18 protein-coding genes, 1 tRNA gene and 1 riboswitch are annotated in these 20216 nt (G+C 39.9%); of the genes, 12 read left to right on the top strand and 7 right to left on the bottom strand.

The genetic code is table 11. The features are described 5' to 3' along the window. Window positions 1–39 precede the first annotated feature (39 nt). A complete protein-coding gene (gene xerD / locus B4B65_RS11825; RefSeq protein WP_293915798.1) occupies window positions 40–933 on the bottom strand; it encodes a site-specific tyrosine recombinase XerD in 894 nt (297 codons plus the stop codon). Between the two features lie 110 nt (window positions 934–1043). Between xerD and B4B65_RS11820 the strand changes: the two genes are divergently transcribed. After that, window positions 1044–3914: a M16 family metallopeptidase gene (locus B4B65_RS11820; RefSeq protein WP_293915797.1), complete on the top strand. Its 2871-nt coding sequence runs from the start codon at window positions 1044–1046 to the stop codon at window positions 3912–3914. Between the two features lie 72 nt (window positions 3915–3986). Here the strand turns inward: B4B65_RS11820 and B4B65_RS11815 are convergent, their stop codons facing one another. Further along, a complete protein-coding gene (locus B4B65_RS11815; protein WP_002995274.1) occupies window positions 3987–4847 on the bottom strand; it encodes a sigma-70 family RNA polymerase sigma factor in 861 nt (286 codons plus the stop codon). A 397-nt stretch (window positions 4848–5244) separates the two neighbouring features. Between B4B65_RS11815 and B4B65_RS11810 the strand changes: the two genes are divergently transcribed. After that, window positions 5245–5484: a helix-turn-helix domain-containing protein gene (locus B4B65_RS11810; protein ID WP_293915796.1), complete on the top strand. Its 240-nt coding sequence runs from the start codon at window positions 5245–5247 to the stop codon at window positions 5482–5484. On the opposite strand, the gene fmt is transcribed toward B4B65_RS11810, so the two are convergent. Continuing rightward, complete coding sequence (gene fmt, locus B4B65_RS11805; protein ID WP_293915795.1) at window positions 5455–6381, bottom strand: methionyl-tRNA formyltransferase; 927 nt, start codon at window positions 6379–6381, stop codon at window positions 5455–5457. The two genes, B4B65_RS11810 and fmt, sit on opposite strands and share 30 nt — an antisense overlap. A 93-nt stretch (window positions 6382–6474) precedes the next feature. On the opposite strand from fmt, the gene B4B65_RS11800 reads away from it, so the two are divergent. The 3 genes from B4B65_RS11800 (at window position 6475) to icd (ending at window position 11205) form a co-directional block, all read left to right on the top strand. After that, a complete protein-coding gene (locus B4B65_RS11800) occupies window positions 6475–7695 on the top strand; it encodes an ABC transporter permease (protein ID WP_201679237.1) in 1221 nt (406 codons plus the stop codon). A 107-nt stretch (window positions 7696–7802) separates the two neighbouring features. Further along, on the top strand, window positions 7803–9932 hold the full coding sequence (locus tag B4B65_RS11795) for a cation:proton antiporter (RefSeq protein ID WP_293915794.1): 2130 nt from the start codon (window positions 7803–7805) through the stop codon (window positions 9930–9932). 10 nt (window positions 9933–9942) lie between these two features. Continuing rightward, window positions 9943–11205: an NADP-dependent isocitrate dehydrogenase gene (icd, locus tag B4B65_RS11790; RefSeq protein WP_293915793.1), complete on the top strand. Its 1263-nt coding sequence runs from the start codon at window positions 9943–9945 to the stop codon at window positions 11203–11205. A gap of 123 nt (window positions 11206–11328) precedes the next feature. Here icd and B4B65_RS11785 read toward each other — a convergent pair whose 3' ends face one another. Then, the gene (locus B4B65_RS11785; protein WP_293915792.1) at window positions 11329–11652 is read right to left on the bottom strand and encodes a winged helix-turn-helix transcriptional regulator; all 324 of its coding nucleotides are present in this window, start codon (window positions 11650–11652) and stop codon (window positions 11329–11331) included. Between the two features lie 71 nt (window positions 11653–11723). On the opposite strand from B4B65_RS11785, the gene B4B65_RS11780 reads away from it, so the two are divergent. Next, on the top strand, window positions 11724–12179 hold the full coding sequence (locus B4B65_RS11780; protein ID WP_293915791.1) for a VOC family protein: 456 nt from the start codon (window positions 11724–11726) through the stop codon (window positions 12177–12179). On the opposite strand, the gene B4B65_RS11775 is transcribed toward B4B65_RS11780, so the two are convergent. Continuing rightward, window positions 12176–12712: an NAD(P)H-dependent oxidoreductase gene (locus B4B65_RS11775; protein ID WP_201679232.1), complete on the bottom strand. Its 537-nt coding sequence runs from the start codon at window positions 12710–12712 to the stop codon at window positions 12176–12178. The two genes, B4B65_RS11780 and B4B65_RS11775, sit on opposite strands and share 4 nt — an antisense overlap. A 93-nt stretch (window positions 12713–12805) precedes the next feature. Between B4B65_RS11775 and B4B65_RS11770 the strand changes: the two genes are divergently transcribed. Together B4B65_RS11770 and B4B65_RS11765 are read left to right on the top strand one after the other, a co-directional pair. Beyond that, complete coding sequence (locus tag B4B65_RS11770) at window positions 12806–13180, top strand: winged helix-turn-helix transcriptional regulator (protein ID WP_293915790.1); 375 nt, start codon at window positions 12806–12808, stop codon at window positions 13178–13180. Between the two features lie 110 nt (window positions 13181–13290). Continuing rightward, a tRNA-Leu gene (locus tag B4B65_RS11765) sits at window positions 13291–13370 on the top strand. A gap of 252 nt (window positions 13371–13622) precedes the next feature. Here B4B65_RS11765 and B4B65_RS11760 read toward each other — a convergent pair. Then, window positions 13623–14084 (bottom strand): Lrp/AsnC family transcriptional regulator, encoded by a 462-nt coding sequence (locus B4B65_RS11760; protein ID WP_293915789.1) that lies wholly within the window; start codon window positions 14082–14084, stop codon window positions 13623–13625. A 162-nt stretch (window positions 14085–14246) separates the two neighbouring features. Then, a riboswitch (cobalamin riboswitch) is annotated at window positions 14247–14427 on the top strand. Window positions 14428–14595: 168 nt separating this feature from the next. Here B4B65_RS11760 and B4B65_RS11755 point away from each other — a divergent pair. The 4 genes from B4B65_RS11755 to B4B65_RS11740 all read left to right on the top strand — a co-directional run bounded on the left by B4B65_RS11755 (window position 14596) and on the right by B4B65_RS11740 (window position 18822). Further along, window positions 14596–15600 (top strand): DUF1852 domain-containing protein, encoded by a 1005-nt coding sequence (locus tag B4B65_RS11755; protein WP_293915788.1) that lies wholly within the window; start codon window positions 14596–14598, stop codon window positions 15598–15600. Window positions 15601–15625: 25 nt separating this feature from the next. Next, the gene (locus B4B65_RS11750; protein ID WP_293915787.1) at window positions 15626–16657 is read left to right on the top strand and encodes a methionine synthase; all 1032 of its coding nucleotides are present in this window, start codon (window positions 15626–15628) and stop codon (window positions 16655–16657) included. Between the two features lie 18 nt (window positions 16658–16675). Next, a complete protein-coding gene (locus tag B4B65_RS11745; protein WP_201679227.1) occupies window positions 16676–17668 on the top strand; it encodes a bile acid:sodium symporter family protein in 993 nt (330 codons plus the stop codon). A gap of 71 nt (window positions 17669–17739) precedes the next feature. Then, window positions 17740–18822 carry an alkene reductase gene (locus B4B65_RS11740; protein WP_293915786.1) on the top strand — a complete coding sequence of 361 codons (1083 nt, stop codon included), beginning with the start codon at window positions 17740–17742 and terminating at the stop codon, window positions 18820–18822. Between the two features lie 294 nt (window positions 18823–19116). Here B4B65_RS11740 and B4B65_RS11735 read toward each other — a convergent pair whose 3' ends face one another. Next, entirely contained in the window at window positions 19117–20211 is a 1095-nt protein-coding gene (locus tag B4B65_RS11735) for a hypothetical protein (protein WP_293915785.1), read from the bottom strand. Between the last annotated feature and the right edge of the window lie 5 nt (window positions 20212–20216).

Below are 20216 nucleotides of genomic sequence, written 5' to 3'. Positions count from 1 at the left end.
AGTTTAATTAAACAATGTTGCATTTGTTTTTATTTTATTTTACGATCTGGGATGATATTGCGTGATGACAGCATGCAGATAATCCCGGTCTATATGCGTATAGATTTCTGTCGTAGTGATACTTTCATGCCCCAGCATGTCCTGTACTGCCCGAAGGTCAGCACCACCTTCTACCAGATGAGAAGCAAAACTGTGCCTGAATGTATGGGGACTGATTTCTTTCTGAAGACCTGCTTTTGCTGCCAGATCTTTGATAATTAAAAATATCATAACTCTGGAAAGTGAGGTTCCGCGTTTATTGAGGAATACATAATCTTCAAATCCGGATTTTACAGGCTGATGTACCCGTATTTCATTCAAATAAATATTAAGGTACTTTATAGCGTGCTGCCCGATAGGAATTAATCGCTCTTTATTTCCTTTTCCTTCTACCTTAATAAAATCTACCTCTAGAAAGAGGTTAGATATCCGCAGGTTTACTAATTCAGAAACCCGAAGTCCGCAACCGTATAATATTTCAAGGATCGCCTTGTTACGCATACCGTCTCCAGTACTCAGATCCAGCGCAGCAATCAATTGGTCAATTTCTTCTATATTAAGCACCACAGGAATCTTCCGGTTCAATCGGGGAGACTGAATCAGCTCTGCAGGATTTTTGGTTATAAGTCCTTCAAGTTGAAGATATCCGAAAAAAGCTTTCAATCCTGAAATAAGACGGGATTGGGTATAAGGAGAAATATTAAATGTATTCAGCCAGACGAGAAACTCCTGTAAATGATGAACAGACAATTGGTTTACAGTAAGCTGTTGATCGGTGCAGTATACTTCCAGCTTGGAGATATCATTCAGATATGCTTCAATAGAGTGGGGAGCAAGACCTCTCTCCAGTTGTAAATAACGTTTAAAATCTTTCTTGTTGATTTCCCATTCCATATTTTGTACAATAGTAAATAAAATCTCTTAATAATATTAGATTGATAAAGAAAATATATTAACTTCACGGCGAACTTTACATAACTTAATTTAGTTACACTACTAGTATTATGAGATTATTAAAACCTATGGCCCTGGCATTTCTATTGCCGGCGACTTTTTCATTGGCGCACGCCAATACGCATTCCCCTACCAACATTCATCAGGAAGCACGTCAGATCTTAGCAAGCGACAGTATATCCTGGAATACAAAACTGCCTTTGGATAATGAAGTCCTTACAGGTAAGTTGAAAAACGGATTTCAGTATTTTATTCGCAAAAATACGGAACCAGAGAAAAGAGTAGTCATGTATCTGGCAAACAAAGTAGGCTCTGTGCTGGAGTCAGAAGAACAATTGGGATTGGCTCATTTTCTGGAACATATGAATTTTAACGGATTAAAGCATTTCCCAAAGAATGCATTAGTCGATTATCTGCAGAAAGCAGGAGTTCGTTTTGGAAGTGACCTTAATGCATACACCAGCTTTGATGAAACGATATATCAACTTCCTATTCCTTCTGATGATCCTGAATTGTTGAAAAACGGATTACAGGTCATGAGAGACTGGGCGCAGGATGCATTATTGACCACAGAAGAGATAGACAAAGAGCGCGGTATCGTACTGGAAGAAATGCGTGGCGGAAAAGGAGCACAACAACGTATGCGCGATCAGTATCTTCCGCTTTTGCTCAACAATTCACATTATGCCAACCGTCTTCCTATCGGAACGGAAAAAAGTATTTCTACCTTCAATCCGGATGTGTTGCGCCAATTCCATAAAGACTGGTATAGACCAGACCTGCAGTCAATCATTATTGTAGGGGACATCGATGTTAAGCAAATGGAAGCAGAGGTAATCAGATTATTTTCTGATCTGAAATCTCCTGCAAAACCAAGACCTCATGTAAAATATAAAGTAGATCTGGCTAATAAAAACCAGTTTATGGCTGTAACCGATCCTGAAATGTCGCATACAGTTGGTCAGATTATTATTAAACATCCGGAAGAAAAAACGGAAACAGTTGGAGACTACCGCAGAGCATTGCTTAAATCAGTCTATAATGGAATGATCAATGCACGTATGAGTGAAATACTGCAACAATCTAATCCGCCATTTATTCAGGCCGGGGGTGGTGTTGAAGAATTCCTCGGAGGACTAGACAATCTGGGCTTATACTTTGTAGCTAAGCCGGGAGAATTTGAAAGCGGATTCAAAACATTGGTTCGGGAGATGGATCGAATTCAGAAATTCGGGTTTACACAAACTGAATTTGACCGTGTTATTTCTTCTATCCGTAAGAATAACGAAACAGCATATACCGAGCGTGACAAGAAGAAATCAGAAAGTTATGTGCAGGGATATATGAATTATTTTCTGGAAAAAGACCCTGCCTTAAGCAATGAATATCGTTATCAGCTCACTAATCAGCTTTTGCCTTCTCTGACCCTGAAAGAGGTTGAACAGATCAGTCAAAAGTATTACGTAGACAACAACCGGGATGTACTGATCCTTGCGCCTGATAATCAAAAAGCAAACCTGCCTGACGAAGCAAAGATCAACACCTGGTTTGCAGAAGTTGACAAAGAAGAAATCACAGCTTACGAAGACAAAGTTTCCAAGTTACCTTTGTTGGCGAAACAACCTGTAAAAGGAAGTATCGTGAAGGAAGGCTCTGCCAATGCCATAGGCGTAAAAGAGCTGGTGTTGAGCAATGGCGTAAAAGTGTTACTTAAACCTACGACATTCAAAAATGATGAAATTCTGATTTCCGCTTTCAGTCCGGGAGGAACGTCCTTATATACAGATGCCGATTACAACTCCGCTTCTAATGCTGCAGGATTAGTTGATGCCAGTGGTGTCGGACAATTGAATAATGTAGAATTACAAAAATACCTTACCGGCAAACGCGTAGGTATCACACCTTATATCAGTGAACGATCTGAAGGATTCAGCGGACAGTCTGACAAAGAAGGTTTGAAAACAATGTTTGAGTTATTGTACGGCTACTTCACAGAGCCAAGATTAGATGATGATGTTTTCCAGAGCAACATTACCAAATCTCTTTCCTCTATTGCAAATATGGAAAATGATCCAAGTTTTGTCTTTAGAAAAAGTGTATTCAGCACATTATACGGAAATAATGTTCGTCGACAACCAGCTTCAAAAGAATCTATACAGCAGATTAATAAGAACAGAGCACTGGAAATCTACAAAGACCGCTTTGCGGACGCTTCCGATTTTACCTTTACTATTGTAGGTTCATTTACGGAGGAAGAGATCAAGCCACTTCTGGAAGAGTACATCGCTGCATTACCGGCTAAAAACCGTCAGGAGAAAGCAAAAGATCTGGGTATTCAGGAGCCGGCAAAAGGTGTCGAAACTGTTGTGAATAAAGGTAAAGAGCAAAAAGCTACTGTACAATTAGCATATTACGGCGATTATACTTACTCAGAGCAGGAAAATATAAATCTGGATGCACTGGAAAGTATTCTTAATATCACGCTGATCGAGCGCCTTCGTGAAGAGGAAAGCGGCGTATACGGAGTAGGAGCAGGAGCCAATTACCGTAAATTTCCAAAACCAAGATACAGCTTCAGTATCGGCTTTGGATCTGCAGTAGATAAAGCACAACCCCTGATTGCTTCTACACTGGATGAGATCAACAAGATTAAGAAAAACGGACCTACGAAAGTTGATCTGGAAAAATTTGTGATTGAACAAAAACGTCAGTTAGAGGTGCAGTTGCGCGAAAATGGTTTCTGGCTGGGACATATTGTCAATTCAGCTCAGAATCAGGAAGACGCTACGCATATCCTGAAATACATGGACGACCTCAATAAGGTGACGGTTGAATCTGTAAAGGCTGTAGCAAATAAATATCTGAAAGAAGATCGTTTATTCAGGTTTATTCTGATGCCGGATCAGGTTACTGCCAAATAAAGGGTAGTACCGAAAAGCAAAAAGCTCAACCGATAACGGTTGAGCTTTTTTTGATAATACTATATTAGATTATTAACCTAAATATGATTTCAAAATTTTGCTTCGTGAAGTGTGACGTAAGCGCTGTAACGCTTTGTCCTTGATTTGACGAACACGCTCCCGAGTTAGATTAAATTTTTCGCCGATCTCTTCCAGAGATAATTGATGATTGGAACCTAATCCGAAGAAAAGAACTATAATTTCACGTTCTCTTTCTGTCAATGTTGCCAAAGAACGCTTAATTTCCTCTGACAGGGACTCATCGATCAGTGAGCTGTCTGTGTCCGGATCATGATTTTCCAGTACGTCTAACAGGGTGTTTTCTTCCCCTTGCACAAAAGGTGCGTCCATGGATACATGTCTTCCGGAATTGCTCAACGTGTCAGATACCTTGTCTACTGTTGTTTCGAGGATATCAGCTAATTCTTCAGGAGATGGTTCGCGCTCGTATTCCTGCTCCAGTTTGGAGAAAGCCTTGCTGATCTTGCTTAAAGAACCAACCTGGTTTAAAGGTAAACGAACGATACGGGATTGCTCGGCGATAGCTTGTAAGATCGACTGACGAATCCACCATACAGCATACGAAATAAATTTAAATCCCTTGGTTTCGTCAAAACGTTTAGCTGCTTTAATAAGTCCGAGGTTACCTTCATTGATTAAATCTCCTAAGGTCAAACCTTGATTCTGATACTGTTTTGCAACGGAAACTACGAAACGTAAATTTGTTTTCGTTAATTTTTCCAAAGCGACCTGATCGCCCTCACGTATACGTTGAGCAAGGATCACTTCTTCTTCTGCGGTGATTAAGTCTACTTTACCAATCTCGTGAAGGTATTTGTCTAGTGACTGTGATTCACGGTTGGTAATCGATTGTGTAATTTTGAGCTGTCTCATTGAATATTATAATACCTTTCTGGCTGAAATGTTTGCAAAAATACAAAAAAAATGCTTAAAAACATGAGTTAAATGTAAATTATCTACTCATTATTAGTTAGTTATGACATAGTGCGAGATCATTTTATAACATCAAAAACTGTTCCAGTATTATACAAATAATCTATACTTCACAGTTTGAGTATTCGATATAATTTATATTTTTATATAAAAAGCTGATAAACAAACAATTAATAATTACTTAAATATTTGTTAAAAAGCAACAACTAATCTCCCTAACTGACAAAATACAATTTTTAAATTCCTGTCAATTACCAAACAATTTTTTATAAAAGTTGTTTTAAAAAAGTAAATTGAACCAAAATTGTTAATCATCCCCTATAATACATCATTACATATGCCTATTATTATACATCTGGATGACATAATGTCCCAACGAAAAGTATCACTCAGCGAGCTGAGTAATATGGTCGGTATAACCCTTTCCAACCTCTCTATAATTAAGAATGGAAAATGCCGGGCTATCCGTCTTCATACACTTTCAGCGATATGCAAAGCGCTCGATTGTCAGCCCGGAGATATTCTTGAATATACAGATCAGCCTGCATCAGCTGGAGGCAAAGCGGTAGCCACGTAAAAACTCATCGGTCAACATACGTTTCTTACCCTCAATCTGCAGGGCTTTCAGATGGATATATCCGTCCTGAGTAGCGTATTTAAGATAAGTTTTTCCATCTGTCACATACTGACCTGCCTGAATGTCAGGCATTGTGATTTCTTTTTCTACTTCGTATATCTTGAGAACTTTCCCATCCAGATAGGTGAAAGCAGCAGGATAAGGACTCAGACCTCTTATAAGGTTGAACACCGTAGTGGTACTGTTGTCCCAATTAATCAGACAATCTTCTTTAAATATCTTTGGTGCATGTTTAAGTGTTGAGCCTTCGATCAGTGTATCCTGTGGAATAGGGGTAAGAGAACCGGATTTCATAGCCTGAATCGTTTGTAATAAGACTTCTGCTCCTTTATGCATCAGTTTGTCATGAATTGTACCGGCATTATCACTTTCTGTAATAGTAACTTCCCCTTTGAAAAGAATATTTCCGGTGTCTATTTCGTGCTGAAGTAAGAAAGTGGTTACACCCGTTTTATCTTCTCCATTAATGATAGCATGATTGATAGGTGCCGCACCCCGGTATTGAGGAAGGAGAGAACCGTGAACATTAATTGTTCCTTTTGCAGGCATATCCCACACCAGTTCCGGCAGCATACGGAAAGCTACCACGACCTGCAGTTCAGCTTTGAATTCTTTTAACTGCTTCAGAAATTCGGGATCCTTTAAACGGACCGGCTGTAATACCGGTATCTGATGTTCTACTGCAAATTTTTTGACAGCGGACTCATGAAGCTTCTGACCTCGGCCAGCGGGTTTATCGGGGACGGTCACTACCGCTACAACATTTTCACCCGAGTCCAGTAAAGCTTTTAATGAAGCTACTGCAAAATCAGGAGTTCCCATAAAAATAATACGCATCTCTAAATACTGATTAATGTTAAAAAATTCTCTTTCTATGCCGAATGACAAAAATGATTACCTTTGCGAAGGTACAAATTATATTAATCAGGCTTGAATTTTCCTTACTTCCTTGCTCAGCGAATTACTTTTTTAGGAAAGCGTACTTTCTCTAAGCTGATTGTGCGCGTGACAGTCAGTGCTATTGTACTCGCCATAGCGGCTATGATCTTATCTGTCGCTGTACTGAGAGGATTTAAAGATGAAATCACCGAGAAGCAACGTGGCTTTTTCGGAGATATACTGGTTACCAAACAAGACTTAAACAGTTCCTACGAAAATACGCCAATGTCCCTGAGTAAGGCACGAATGGATGCCATACGGACTTCACCTAATGTACAGTCTATTTATCCTTTCGCGACTAAGGCAGGAATTATGAATGTAAACGGCGAAGTTGAAGGTGTACTTTTGAAAGGTGTCGATTCGACATATGATCAGCGGTATCTTTCTAAAACTATTGTGGAAGGAGACACAATAGATTTTAATGCGGAAAACGGCGCAAATACCCAGATTCTGATATCTTCTTATTTTGCCAAACGAATGCGTCTCAAACTGGGAGATGATTTTATTATGTATTTTGTACAGGAACCTGTACGTAAGCGGAAGTTTGTCGTAAAGGGAATCTTCAATACCGGTTCACAGGAACTGGATAAAGTCTATGTTGTGGGGTCTTTATCACTCATCAGAAGACTCAATAATCTGGATGATCAGGAAGCCGGAGGATATGAAATACGGGTTCGTGATTTTGAAAAACTGGTGCCGACTACAGAGCAGGTAAATGATCACCTGCCCATTGATCTGAATGCCAGAAATATTGTCGAGCAAATGCCGGATATTTTTGAATGGCTCAACATGCTGGATATGAATGCAAATATCATATTTGTGCTTATGGTAATCGTGGCTGTTATCAATATGATCTCTTCTCTGCTGATCAGTATTCTGGAACGAACATCCATGATTGGTATACTGAAGGCTTTAGGATTTAACAATCGCGGCATTAAACGTGTCTTTATGTACAATGCACTGTATATTATAGGGTTGGGACTTCTTATCGGAAATGCACTTGCTTTAGGCTTATTTTATTTCCAGCAGCAGACCCGGTTTTTCAAACTGGATGAAAGCACCTATTATATCTCTTATGTGCCTGTCAAAATCTTCTGGTATGATATAGCCGGACTCAATCTGGCATTGATAATAATAGCCATGATATCGCTTTTTGTACCCTCCATGCTGATCAGCAAGATCAGTCCGATCAAAGCAATCCAATTTAAATAAAACTAGTGTCATAAGACTAAGTTTTCCTCCGTTTTCCCGTTGTTTTTTATATTTTTGAAACAATTCATGTTTAATCCTGTATTAAATTAATCACGCAAGAAACTTTTATGAACAAAACTCTGGAACACTTACAACACGCCTTTGAGGCTCCCCTCAAAAGTCCCGTCCTTATATTTGCCCTTGTTCTTTTTATTATTCTGCTGTCACCGATTTTATTGCGTCCCATACGGATTCCCGGAATCATTGGCCTGATTATATCCGGAGTCGTCATCGGCCCTCACGGATTGAACTGGCTGGAGAAAAACTCTGCAGTAGATCTTTTTTCTACCATCGGACTGCTTTATATCATGTTTATAGCAGGTCTGGAGCTGGATATGAACGAGTTTAAGAAAACCAAACACAAAAGTATCTGGTTTGGATTTTTCACTTTTATAATTCCGATTGCGATAGGCTTTCCTGTCTGCCACTATATTCTGGGGTATGGCATTCTTTCCAGTTTGCTGATCGCCAGTATGTTTGCCACTCATACGCTGGTATCTTATCCTATTGTCAATAGCTATGGTATTTCCAAGAATGAAGCAGTAGCGATCACCATAGGAGGTACCATTCTGACAGATACCGCTGTATTGATTATTCTGGCTGTTATATCAGGAGCCACGCAAGGCACTATCAACCAGGAATTCTGGGTTACATTAGGTGTGTCATTTGCTGTCTTTCTGTTTATTATGTTTGGCATTATTCCACGTATTGCCAAATGGTTTTTTGAAAAGGTTGAAAGCGAGAAAACAGCCAATTATATTTTCGTATTAGCGGTTGTGTTTTTTGCCGCTTTTATGGCTGAAATGGCCGGATTAGAACCGATTATCGGCGCGTTTGTGGCCGGTCTCGCTCTTAATAAACTGATTCCGCATTCATCAGCATTGATGAATCGAATTGAATTTATTGGTAATGCTATCTTCATTCCTTTTTTCCTGATCAGCGTAGGAATGATTGTCGATGTAAGTGTATTAATGCATGGGCCTACAGCGCTTATTGTAGCCTTTACATTGACTATAGTTGCTGTAGCCGGCAAATATCTGGCCGCCTGGATTACGCAGTTGGTGTTTAAATACAGTAAACAGCAACGGAATGTAATTTTTGGTCTCAGCAGCGCGCATGCTGCAGCTACACTTGCCGTCATAATGGTAGGACACCGCAACGGACTGATCGATGATAATGTACTGAATGGAACCATTTTACTGATTCTTGTCACCTGTATTATTTCTACTATCGTAACAGAGAATGCATCTAAGAAGATGATTATGGCCGGAGATCAGGACGAACATCATTATTCTGAAGTTAACGAGAAAGATGAACAACTGATGATCCCGATAGCGAATCTGAATAATATGGAACCTATTCTGGATTTTGCAACATTGATCAAAAGTAAAAAATCACCTCATCCGATCAGCGTGGTATCAGTAGTGAAAGATGATTTTCAGGCCGAGAAGAACATGGCGACAGCACGTAAAAATCTGGATAATACCGTTAAATACGCCTCCGGTTCAGAGACTGAAGTAGAGATCATGGCTCCGGTAGATATCAATATCGCTTCAGGCATAAGTCATACCGCACAGGAAATCATGGCGAATTGTCTGATTCTGGGATGGCCGCAGGAAACCAGTTTTGTAGAAAAAATAGTAGGAGAGAAGACCGAAAGTATTCTCAACCGTACGGATGCAAATCTTTTTATGTGCAGATTTGACAAACCTTTTATTTCACACAAATCTATTATTTGCTTTGTACCCTCACTTGCTGAATCAGAACTCGGATTTGGATACTGGATGGAAAAAATGCTAAAACTTGCACAGGAACTCTCTGTACCTATGAAGTTTGTTTGTAATTCACGTACGCAGCTGGAAATAGAAAAATATCTGGAAGAAGAGGCGATAAGTGTCCCCGTCTCTTATGAAAACTATGAGGAATGGGATAATATATATGGACTGTCTGCCTATGCCGAAGAGAATGCATTACTGGCATTTGTTTCTTCCCGTTCAGGTGAAGTATCCTACAGGGATTCACTCGATGGACTGGCAAAACGTATTGGCCGGTACTATAAGGAACGAAATTTGATACTTATATTCCCAAGCAGATTACCGAATGAGCATATCGATGCCTATGAGGATGTAAAAGCTGCTCCAATCTTCCGTAAATTAAGCAGGGAGATCGGTAATATGTTCAGTAAAGACAAAATATAAACGAAAGCACATGAGTAGTAAAATCACTAAAGACCCGAAAGGCCAGTTACAAGTTCCGGACAAACCTGTTATTCCATTTATTATCGGAGATGGTATAGGTCCGGATATATGGAAAGCTGCAGTTCGTGTATTTGACAGCGCCATTGCAAAAGCATATTCAGGTCAGAGACAAATCGAGTGGAAAGAAGTACTTGCCGGAGAAAAAGCATTTGAACAGACAGGAGAATGGCTGCCTCAGGAAACATTAAATATCCTGAAGGAATATCTTGTGGGTATCAAAGGACCGCTTACCACACCTGTAGGCGGAGGAATACGCTCTCTGAATGTCGCTCTTCGCAAAGATCTGGATCTGTATGTGTGTCAGAGACCGACGAAATGGTATGAAGGTGTTCCTTCTCCGGTCAAACATCCGGAATATGTAGATATGGTTATCTTCCGTGAAAATACAGAGGATATATATGCAGGAATCGAATTTGCTGCCGGAACACCGGAAGCCCATCAAATACAGGATTATTTAAAAACGGAACTTAAGGTAGACTATAATTTTTCTGACACAACCGGTGTAGGTATAAAGCTGGTTTCTGAAGAAGGTTCCAAACGCCTGATCCGTGCTGCTATTCATTTTGCTATTGAACAAAACCGTAAATCTGTTGCTCTGGTACACAAAGGTAATATCATGAAATATACCGAAGGGGCATTCAAAAACTGGGGATACGAAGTAGCCGAAAAAGAGTTTTCAGATCAGACGTATACCTGGGGACAATGGGAACGTACAAAAGCTGAAAAAGGCGAACAGGCAGCCAATGAGGAACAGAAAGCGGCTGAAACAGCAGGTAAAATCATTATAAAAGATGTTATTGCAGATAATTTTTTACAACAGATCCTGCTCAATCCAAGAGATTACGCTGTCGTAGCTACCCTTAATCTGAATGGTGATTACATCTCTGATGCACTGGCAGCTATAGTTGGTGGAATTGGTATCGCACCAGGGGCGAATATAAATTATGCTACAGGTCATGCTGTCTTTGAAGCTACTCATGGAACTGCCCCAAGATTTGCAAATACCAATACAATGAACCCATCTTCTGTTATTCTAAGCGGGGTTATGATGCTGGAGTATATGGGCTGGCAGGAAGCTGCAGATGCCATTATTCAGGCACTTTCTCAGACTATCCGTGAAAAAATAGTAACAGTCGATTTCTATAATCTGATGACAGATGCGACATTGGTCAAAACCAGTGAATTTGCAGATAAGATTATTGAGAAATTATAATATTAAAAGAAGATTTAGCATTAAATAGAGGATTCTGAATCCTATAAAATAAGCCTCCGAATTATCAACGGAGGCTTATTTGTGTTTTAATAAGACTGATTTTCACAGATCAGTATTAAGATTTTATTCTTCAAATGTCCGTAACTGTTCCAGTAACTTACAGATATTCTGACCACGTAAAGTATGGCTGTAAGAAGAAGTCGTTTTGGTTTTCTCCTTTTGCAGTAAGTCATCCTTAATCAGTTCATTCAGCTGTTTGGCAAGCATACGGTCGCTGACATTAGGCAACAGAGACCGGAGTTCGGTATAAGTCTTTACTGAAGCCCGTGTTGCAAACAGAATCGATATTTTCCATCTCCCGTTAAAGAGCTGCAAGGTTTTCATAGCCTGACAGTAGTCTCTTAAAATTGTTTCATTTTCCAGATTTGCGGATGATTCTTTACGCATTACTAACAATTTTGTAAGTTCTTTTATAGACACAAATTAGCTTTTAACTTTGATTCATCAAAAAGTTAAATATGGAATTAAAGGAAAATATCATTCGCTTTCATCATGTCTGTATCAAAGCACAGGACATCACAGAGACAGTCACATTTTATAAGCAGTTTGGATTTGAAGAAGTACATCACTGGTCTCTTCCTGAGTTTAAACTGGAAATGTGTATTATGCTTTATCATAGTGGCATGGATTATTATCTTGAAATTTGTGATAAACATGCTGACATACCGACGCAGGGCCGTAAAAGAAATCCTGAAGAAGAATATGTTGAGAATGCACTCTTACATATCTGCTTTATGGTGAAAGATGTGGCTGCAGCTATGCAGCAAGCAATATCATATGGTGCCAAACCATTGAGTAAAGAAGTCTGGCAAATCGACCTTAAAAATGCAGAGAAAACCGTTACAGTAAACAATGGTCTGGTGTATAGTCCAAATGGTGAAGTCATTGAATTTATTAAGGCGGTCTCTTTCTAAACCAATTGATTAATAAATTCGATATAATCAAGTGCACTTTGCTCTAAGCGTTCTGTCGCACCATGATGTTGCGCACCATAAAAAGCAAAAAGAGGCCGGTAGTCTGCATGTATATATTGAAAAGTAATTTCAAATGGCGTTGTCAGTTCTTGTAAGCTATATTTATACCTTCCTTCGGCACTGAAATCCTGCTCTTCTATACCTGCTGTAATTGCAAGTGCAATCTTTTTACCAGCCAATTGGTAACCACTATTCCGGCCATATGCCCAGCCATGTGTCAGTACAACATCCAGCCATTTTTTGAAAAGGGGAGGACAATTGAACCAGTAGAAGCAAAATTGAAAAATAATACGATCGTATCCGGAAAGTAAAGCTTGTTCACGTGCGATATCGATTTGCTCATCCGGATAAGTACCATAAAGGTCATGTACAGTATAGTTTTCCGGATATTTGCTTAATTCTTCCATCCATCGTTTGTTAATTGTTGAATTGCTCAAATCCGGATGAATAACAATAATCAGTGTTTTAGTCATAGCGATATATTTTATTAAGACACAAACTTACATAGTATACCTACAAAATGGTATATTAGCATCTATTTGTATGGTACTAACAAAAATGTAAGTATGACCAAAATAAAAGAAACATCGACCAACTACGAGAATAAAAGGGCTTTGATCGAAGAATGTCCGGAAATATATGCCGCTAATCTTATCGGAGGACAATGGACTATTGCTATATGCTGTTATCTCGAAAACGGGAAAATGCGTTTCGGCCAACTGCGGAAACGAATGCCTGCGATTACAGAGCGCATGCTGACGTTGCAATTACGTAAAATGGAAGAAAACGGACTGGTCAAAAGAACTGTTTATGCTGAAGTACCTCCCAGGGTAGAATATGAACTTACAGCGATCGGGATGGAGTTGCTTCCTATCATAAAACAATTAGAAGCATGGGGGAGAAGACATCAGCAAAACTGGGAAGAAAAAAGCGAAAATTAATTGGCTTCATAATCAGTGTATTTAGCATTATTCGTTATTTTTATTTTGCAAATATCAGGAGAATATCTACCTTTGCATCACTCCAAACAACGGAGACCAGTAAAGAAAACGCCCAGATGGCGGAATTGGTAGACGCGCTAGTCTCAAACACTAGTGGGAAACCGTGCCGGTTCGATCCCGGCTCTGGGTACAAAACCGGAAATAGAGTTTTTTTAAACTTTTATTTCCGGTTTTTTTATTTTGTAAATCCTTGTTCTTCATATAGATTAATTCGGCTCCTTTTTTTCTTTCCTCTGTGGTTCGGCCTTGCTGTAATTGGCGCGTTTTGAAGTTGCTGATTTTGGCTTCACAGTCTTCTTTGATCTCTTGGTATTCGCCTATATCAATGATTTCGTAAAGTTGGAGGCTCTTGGCTTCGATGATGACGGCAGCCCTGTCCCCGTTATATACTGATATTATTGGTATTCTTGATCTCGGCCATCACAAAGGTACTGTGCGTACTTCCGATGCTCTCTACCGAGCCAAGTTTATTGAATACAAAGTCCTGATAATGTTTCATGTCTTTGGCAAATACTTTTAGAAAGAAATCGTAATCGCCTGATATGTTATAGCACTCAACCACCTCATCGATCTTTAAAATATCTTCTACAAAGCTATGGCCGATCTTACGGTCATGTTGCTTAAGTTTGATATTGCATAATACTATAAATCCCTGATTGAACTTTTCAGGATCCAATAGCGCGATATACTTTTTGATATAACCATTAGTTTCCAGACGTTTTACACGCTGTACGACCGGTGAAGGCGACAGGCTAACCTGTGCAGCCAGTTCCTTGATTGTACAACTGGAGTCATTTGCCAGTATTTTTAACAGCTTTAGATCGATCTCATCCAATTGCGCCATAGCATAATTTACTTTTAGAAGGTATAAAGATAATAATAAACAGCATAAAAGTTTTACAAAAATGCTAATTAAAGTAATTTTTACTGAAGTTATAAAGGTATTTCAGCTTTAATAACTGTTTTTGTAACTTTGTCTCGAGTTAAATACTCTGGTTCTTTACATATTTCAACGATCAGGAAAGGTTTTACTTAGCGGTGAATTAATATGGAATCGTGTGTAAATCACGAGCTATCCCGCAACTGTAAGTAAATCAATGTTTTGCCAACAAAAGGTCACTGCGCAAGCGGGAAGGCCGGTAAATACGGTTGCAAGTCAGGATACCTGCCTTTTCTGAATTGGTCGATACTTTCGCGAAAGAGGTTGTCGGACAGATCAACGTATATTCCAAGGTGCCTTTACCTGTTAGGTGTACCTTAGACTGCCGTACGCCCTTCTCTCCTCTTTTTGTGTAAGCATTCTGAACTATCAAGGAACTTTTTAATGATCATTAACCATTTAAAAAGTTAACAACATGGAAAATATCCAGCACGCCATCAAGAATGATTTTGTGTTCACGCTAAAGAGCACTCGTTTAGATGAAAACTATCACCCCGCAAGTCAAACGCGTTTAACAACCAATTTTGCAAACTTGGCTAGAGGAGATAATCGTCAGCAAAACTTACGCAATGCCTTAAATATGATTAACAATCGATTCAATGCATTGGCTCATTTGGATAATCCTAAAGCTGATCGTTACCTCGTAGAACTTGAAATTCTCACAGTAACGTTGAGTATTGATGATAAGAATGGGAGTAACGATCTGCCGATGATTGAAGTTTTAAAGACGAATATTTTTGACCGTAAGACTAACGAGTATATCGAAGGTATTGCTGGAAATAACTTTTCTTCGTATGTGCGTGATTACGATTTCAGTGTTTTATTGATCGAGTACAATAAAAATAAATCTAGTTTTACTGTCCCTGAAAATTTTGGTGATTTGCACGGAAAACTTTATAAGTGCTTTGTGAGTTCAGACACTTATAAAGAGCACTTTAAAATGTCGCCAATCATTTGTCTAAGTGTATCAAGCAACAAAACTTATACCCGCACGGACTATCAGCATCCCGTTCTGGGTTTTGAGTATCTGCAGGATCAGTATTCACTCACCGACGAATATTTTGCTAAAATGGGCTTAAAAGTTCGTTTTTTCATGCCTCAGAACAGTGTGGCACCCATGGCTTTTTATCATTCCGGAGATCTACTTACTGATTATACCGATCTTGGACTAATCAGCTCCATCAGCACGATGGAAACATTCCAGAAGATTTATCGCCCTGAAATTTACAATGCAAATTCAGTGGCTGGGCAAATTTATCAACCTAGTCTTAAACACGAAGATTATTCACTTACTCGCGTGGAATATGACCGCGTAGAGCGCAGCCGACTTGCTATTGAACAGGGTAAATATGCTGAAGAGCATTTCATCAAACCTTACCAGGATATGCTCGAAGAATGGTCTGCCAATTTTCCTCTTTAATTTATACAGCACCTAAAATTATTTTATGATCAAGAAATTATTACCAACCTCAATTGTTGGAAGTTTACCCAAGCCTGCCTGGCTTGCGCCACCCGAAAAACTATGGTCACCCTGGAAATTAGACGGCGATCAATTACTGGAAGGTAAGCAGGATGCCTTGCGTATTGCTTTGCAGGAACAGCATTTAGCTGGAATAGATATCATCAGCGATGGTGAGCAAACACGTCAGCATTTCGTAACCACTTTTATCGAGCATTTAAGCGGTGTAGATTTTGAAAACCGTAAAATCGTAAAGATCCGCGACCGTTACGATGCAAGTGTTCCTGTAGTGGTGGCTGAGGTTGCACGCCAAAAGGCAGTTTTTGTAGAAGATGCCAAATTTTTACGTAAACTGACCAATAAGCCTATAAAGTGGGCCTTGCCGGGACCGATGACCATGGTGGATACCCTGTTTGACGATCATTACAAAAGCCGGGAAAAATTGGCCTGGGAATTTGCGAAACTGCTCAATGAGGAAGCAAGGGAACTGCAGGATGCAGGAGTAGACATTATTCAGTTTGATGAACCCGCATTTAATGTGTTCTTTGATGAGGTTAACGATTGGGGAATGGCAGCATTGGAAAGAGCCAGCGAAGGTTTGAACTGCGAAACTGCGGTACATATCTGCTACGGCTATGGAATAAAGGCAAATAATGATTGGAAGAAGACTTTGGGTTCAGAGTGGCGCCAATACGAAGAAATTTTCCCGAAAATCCAAAAATCCAATATTGACATCGTGTCGTTAGAGTGCCATAACTCGAAGGTACCGTTTGATCTGATCGAACTTGTCCGTGGCAAAAAAGTAATGGTCGGTGCAATCGATGTGGCAACCAACACTATCGAAACACCGGAAGAGGTAGCGGCTACCTTGCGCAGAACCCTCGAGTTCGTTGATATCGAAAATCTTTACCCTTCAACAAACTGTGGCATGGCACCTTTATCCCGAAATGTGGCGAGTGGTAAGTTAAGTGCTTTAAGCGCAGGAGCAGAAATCATCCGTAAAGAATTTGAAGGTTAAGAATATATTAAAAGTACATTGAAGAAGTTATTAGAAGTATTAAGTAGAGCAGGTCTCGACGGTTTTTTGTTAATGATAGGCATCATGATCTTGCTGGCCTATTTTCTGCCCCAGCCGGGCATGATCAAGGAACCTGTCTCGCTGGAGCAGATTGCCAATGTAGGTGTGTCGTTTATTTTCTTGTTTTATGGAGTGCGACTGAGCTTAGAGAAGCTAAAAACTGGACTTGCCAACTGGAAAATGCACATTGTCGTCCAGTTGACCACCTTTTTGTTTTTTCCGCTTATCGTTTTGGCATTCCGCCCCTTGTTCATAGGCACTGATTTCGAGCTACTTTGGTTGGGTATATTTTTTCTGGCCGCTTTACCGTCCACCGTTTCTTCTTCCGTAGTCATGGTTTCCATCGCCAAGGGCAACATTCCGGCAGCTATTTTCAATGCCAGTATTTCGAGTCTGATCGGAGTAGTGGTTACGCCGCTATGGGTTGGACTGTTCATCGCTTCAGCCACAGGCAGTTTTGATGTGAGTGATATCGTCATCAAATTGGTCCTTCAAGTCCTGTTGCCTGTCATCATCGGTATCAGCCTAAACGCCCGTTTTGGTGCCATTGCCGAGAAATATAAGAAACAGCTCAAATATTTCGATCAGGCGATTATCCTTACTATTATTTATACGTCGTTTTGCAAGTCGTTCTCCGAACATCTTTTTGAGGGCTTCACCGCCCTTGAACTTATAGGACTCGCAGCAGGGATGATGGTTTTGTTCTTTGCCGTATTCTTTTGTGTCGGCTTACTCAGCCGCTTGTTTGGTTTTTCAACTGAAGATCGTATTACAGTTTTATTTTGTGGATCTAAAAAATCATTGGTGCACGGTACCGTCATGTCAAAAGTACTCTTTCAGCACAGTACCATCACCGGAATCGTATTGTTGCCACTTATGCTTTACCATGCCTTACAATTGATTGCAGCAAGCATCATCGCTCAGGCTATGGCTCGACGAAAAGAAGTATGATTTTTATTTACGGTCATGTCTGTTGATCCTTTTTGATAAAGGATTTCCAAAATGGGACGAAAAATGCCAATATGAAACTTTTAGAAAAAATACAGTTAGGTGATATCAGCCTGAAAAACAGAATGGCCATGGCAGCGATGACCAGAGGCCGTTCAGACCTCAATGGACTGGTGGGTGACATGACAGTGGATTACTATGCCCAAAGGGCAAGCGCAGGTTTGTTGTTTACGGAGTCCATCAGGATCAGTGAGGAAGCTACAGGCAGTCCGCTCACTCCTGGTATTTTCACGACCCCACAAATAGAAGCATGGAAAAAGGTTACAGCAGCGGTACATGATAAAGGCGGTGTGATCATAGCCCAGCTCTGGCATACCGGCCGTATGGGGCATTCTGTTGAAAGGAACGGTAAGCTCCCTTTTGCGCCGTCATCCTTGCCGGTTCGCGGAATGCGGCATTATACTTCTCAGGGGATGAAGGATTATGAGATACCTCAGGAAATGACCATCCCGGAAATCCAGGAGACGATAAAGGACTTTGGACAGGCAGCAAAAAATGCCATGGCTGCAGGGTTCGACGGGGTTCAGCTTCACGCTGCGAATGGCTATTTGCCCAACCAGTTCCTGGCTGAAAGTGCCAACCAAAGGACGGATGCTTACGGCGGCAGCATCCCTAACAAGGTCCGCTTTGTAGTGGAGGTGATGCAGGAATTGATCAGTGCGGTAGGAAGTGAAAAGGTGGGGATTAAAATCTCTCCTTTCCATCCTTATGGAGATATGGTGCTGGATGATCCTGCAGGGACCTATACCTATCTAATCGAAGAACTGAACAAACTGGACTTTGCTTATGTGGAAATTATGAGGCGCAGCTCCCATTTTCCTATGCCTGAACATTATGCTCCTGAAAACGAGATCGAATTCTTTGGCGGGAAGATTGGCCAGATGGTTATTGCCAATGGCGGGTACGACAAGGCTACTGCCGAAGCCGAACTTGAAAAAGGTATTGCAGCGCTAATTTCATTTGGCACCTTGTACATCGCAAACCCTGACTTGCCTGTACGGTTTGAAAAAAATGCCACACTGAATATGCCCGACAGGGCAACAATGTTCGGGGGCGGGAGAAATGGTTATGTTGATTACCCACTTTGGAACGAATAAAATTCCAAATCGAGATATTCAAAAAATGCCCACTTTTTTCGGTTTAAAGTGTTCAGTTAGCTGATTTTAAGGGTTTTTAAAGGCGGTTCGAGGTAAAATAGAAAAAATAGTAAATATTCGATAAGATCAAATAAAACAAAGATATTCTTGACATCTCAAGAGACATTGGTACGAAAAATAGGTTGAGATATTTATCCCGACCTAAGTGATGAACCGGCTCCGAGTACTAAAACAGGGAAAGTGATCTCAAATCGCTTTCCCTGTTTTTATCTATACAAACCTGTTTGCAATCAACTATTTAACTTCCCGGTTTAGAATCAACAAGGTTTTGTTTTTAGTATTTCTGTCGGTCATGGGGTAAAATATAATGGCATAACCCTGATCGTGTGTTTTGTTTAGATCCGAAATAACTAAGTTGTCATAGTCCATCTTTAAGACTTCATTTGTTAATAAATTCTTATACCCTTTTTCTCCTTTACTGTAAAATATCTCCAAAAGACGGTCATCTTTTGTAGTAAACCAACCGTTTCCAAATTCACCGTTAAATCTGGTAACAAAAGTATTTTCTGATATTTTTACAGGCTGCCAGGTATTAAAGAATGGGTCAGATATGTTAATTAGTTCAACAGTACTGCTTTTTCCGTTCTCATCTATTTTTTCCAGAATGATTTTCCCTTTTTCCTGTGCCAGAAGGTGTGAATTTTTATCAAAGGATAAATTCAGTATCTGCCTGAAAAACTTTTGATTGGTTTCCAGTTTTCTCTCCCTGATTACATTGCCTTTTTCATCAATTTGTCTGTGTAACCATTTAGCCCCGTCTTTTGCCACAATATGAATTTCATTGTTTTCTATAAATATATTGTTGTTTCTCGGGAGAGGTACTTTAATGTTGTGCTTCTTTTTTATCACATCATTTTTGAATTCTATTGCAAGGAGTTTGTCGGGCTTTGTTTCCGACCAGATATCTACATCATAAAAGATGGAATATTGATTAGATACCCCGATAAAGTCACCTACAAAAGGTCTGTTTCCTTTTGGCTGTTCTGTTTTTTCACGGTTAAAAACAGGAATACTGATTTCATAATCCCTGTCCGGATCGTAAGGCTGTATCGAAACATAGTTTTCTGCATTGGGCGCTAAAAATAGGGTTGGCAGGATTCCATCATATTCTATATAGCTTTCAGCAGCTCCGTCAGCATCAATAATGGTATATATTAAATTATAAGTTCCATTTTCTTTATAGACATAATTTGTTAACAGTGTTTTTGTTCCGAAAGGAATACTACCTTTGGCAGCAACTTCTACATCCGCATCCAATCTGGTTAATATTCCGAAGGCTGTCTTTATAACACTGATTTGGAATGGATTGATCTGGTCAATATTCTTCATAGATA

The organism is Sphingobacterium sp. UBA5789 (genome assembly GCF_002418355.1).
GTDB lineage: Bacteria > Bacteroidota > Bacteroidia > Sphingobacteriales > Sphingobacteriaceae > Sphingobacterium.
Note: the sequence above shows the minus strand (reverse complement) of the source record. Positions and strands in the feature narration are given on the sequence as shown.

Excerpts from the sequence above, each read along its gene's own strand:
- B4B65_RS11820 (WP_293915797.1), top strand. The coding sequence starts at position 1,044 with ATGAGATTATTAAAACCTATGGCCCTGGCATTTCTATTGCCGGCGACT.
- B4B65_RS11795 (WP_293915794.1), top strand. The coding sequence starts at position 7,803 with ATGAACAAAACTCTGGAACACTTACAACACGCCTTTGAGGCTCCCCTC.
- B4B65_RS11775 (WP_201679232.1), bottom strand. The coding sequence starts at position 12,712 with ATGACTAAAACACTGATTATTGTTATTCATCCGGATTTGAGCAATTCA.
- B4B65_RS11750 (WP_293915787.1), top strand. The coding sequence starts at position 15,626 with ATGATCAAGAAATTATTACCAACCTCAATTGTTGGAAGTTTACCCAAG.
- B4B65_RS11755 (WP_293915788.1), top strand. The coding sequence starts at position 14,596 with ATGGAAAATATCCAGCACGCCATCAAGAATGATTTTGTGTTCACGCTA.
- B4B65_RS11780 (WP_293915791.1), top strand. The coding sequence starts at position 11,724 with ATGGAATTAAAGGAAAATATCATTCGCTTTCATCATGTCTGTATCAAA.
- icd (WP_293915793.1), top strand. The coding sequence starts at position 9,943 with ATGAGTAGTAAAATCACTAAAGACCCGAAAGGCCAGTTACAAGTTCCG.
- B4B65_RS11810 (WP_293915796.1), top strand. The coding sequence starts at position 5,245 with ATGCCTATTATTATACATCTGGATGACATAATGTCCCAACGAAAAGTA.
- B4B65_RS11760 (WP_293915789.1), bottom strand. The coding sequence starts at position 14,084 with ATGGCGCAATTGGATGAGATCGATCTAAAGCTGTTAAAAATACTGGCA.
- B4B65_RS11740 (WP_293915786.1), top strand. The coding sequence starts at position 17,740 with ATGAAACTTTTAGAAAAAATACAGTTAGGTGATATCAGCCTGAAAAAC.
- B4B65_RS11815 (WP_002995274.1), bottom strand. The coding sequence starts at position 4,847 with ATGAGACAGCTCAAAATTACACAATCGATTACCAACCGTGAATCACAG.
- fmt (WP_293915795.1), bottom strand. The coding sequence starts at position 6,381 with ATGCGTATTATTTTTATGGGAACTCCTGATTTTGCAGTAGCTTCATTA.
- B4B65_RS11735 (WP_293915785.1), bottom strand. The coding sequence starts at position 20,211 with ATGAAGAATATTGACCAGATCAATCCATTCCAAATCAGTGTTATAAAG.
- B4B65_RS11770 (WP_293915790.1), top strand. The coding sequence starts at position 12,806 with ATGACCAAAATAAAAGAAACATCGACCAACTACGAGAATAAAAGGGCT.
- B4B65_RS11785 (WP_293915792.1), bottom strand. The coding sequence starts at position 11,652 with ATGCGTAAAGAATCATCCGCAAATCTGGAAAATGAAACAATTTTAAGA.
- xerD (WP_293915798.1), bottom strand. The coding sequence starts at position 933 with ATGGAATGGGAAATCAACAAGAAAGATTTTAAACGTTATTTACAACTG.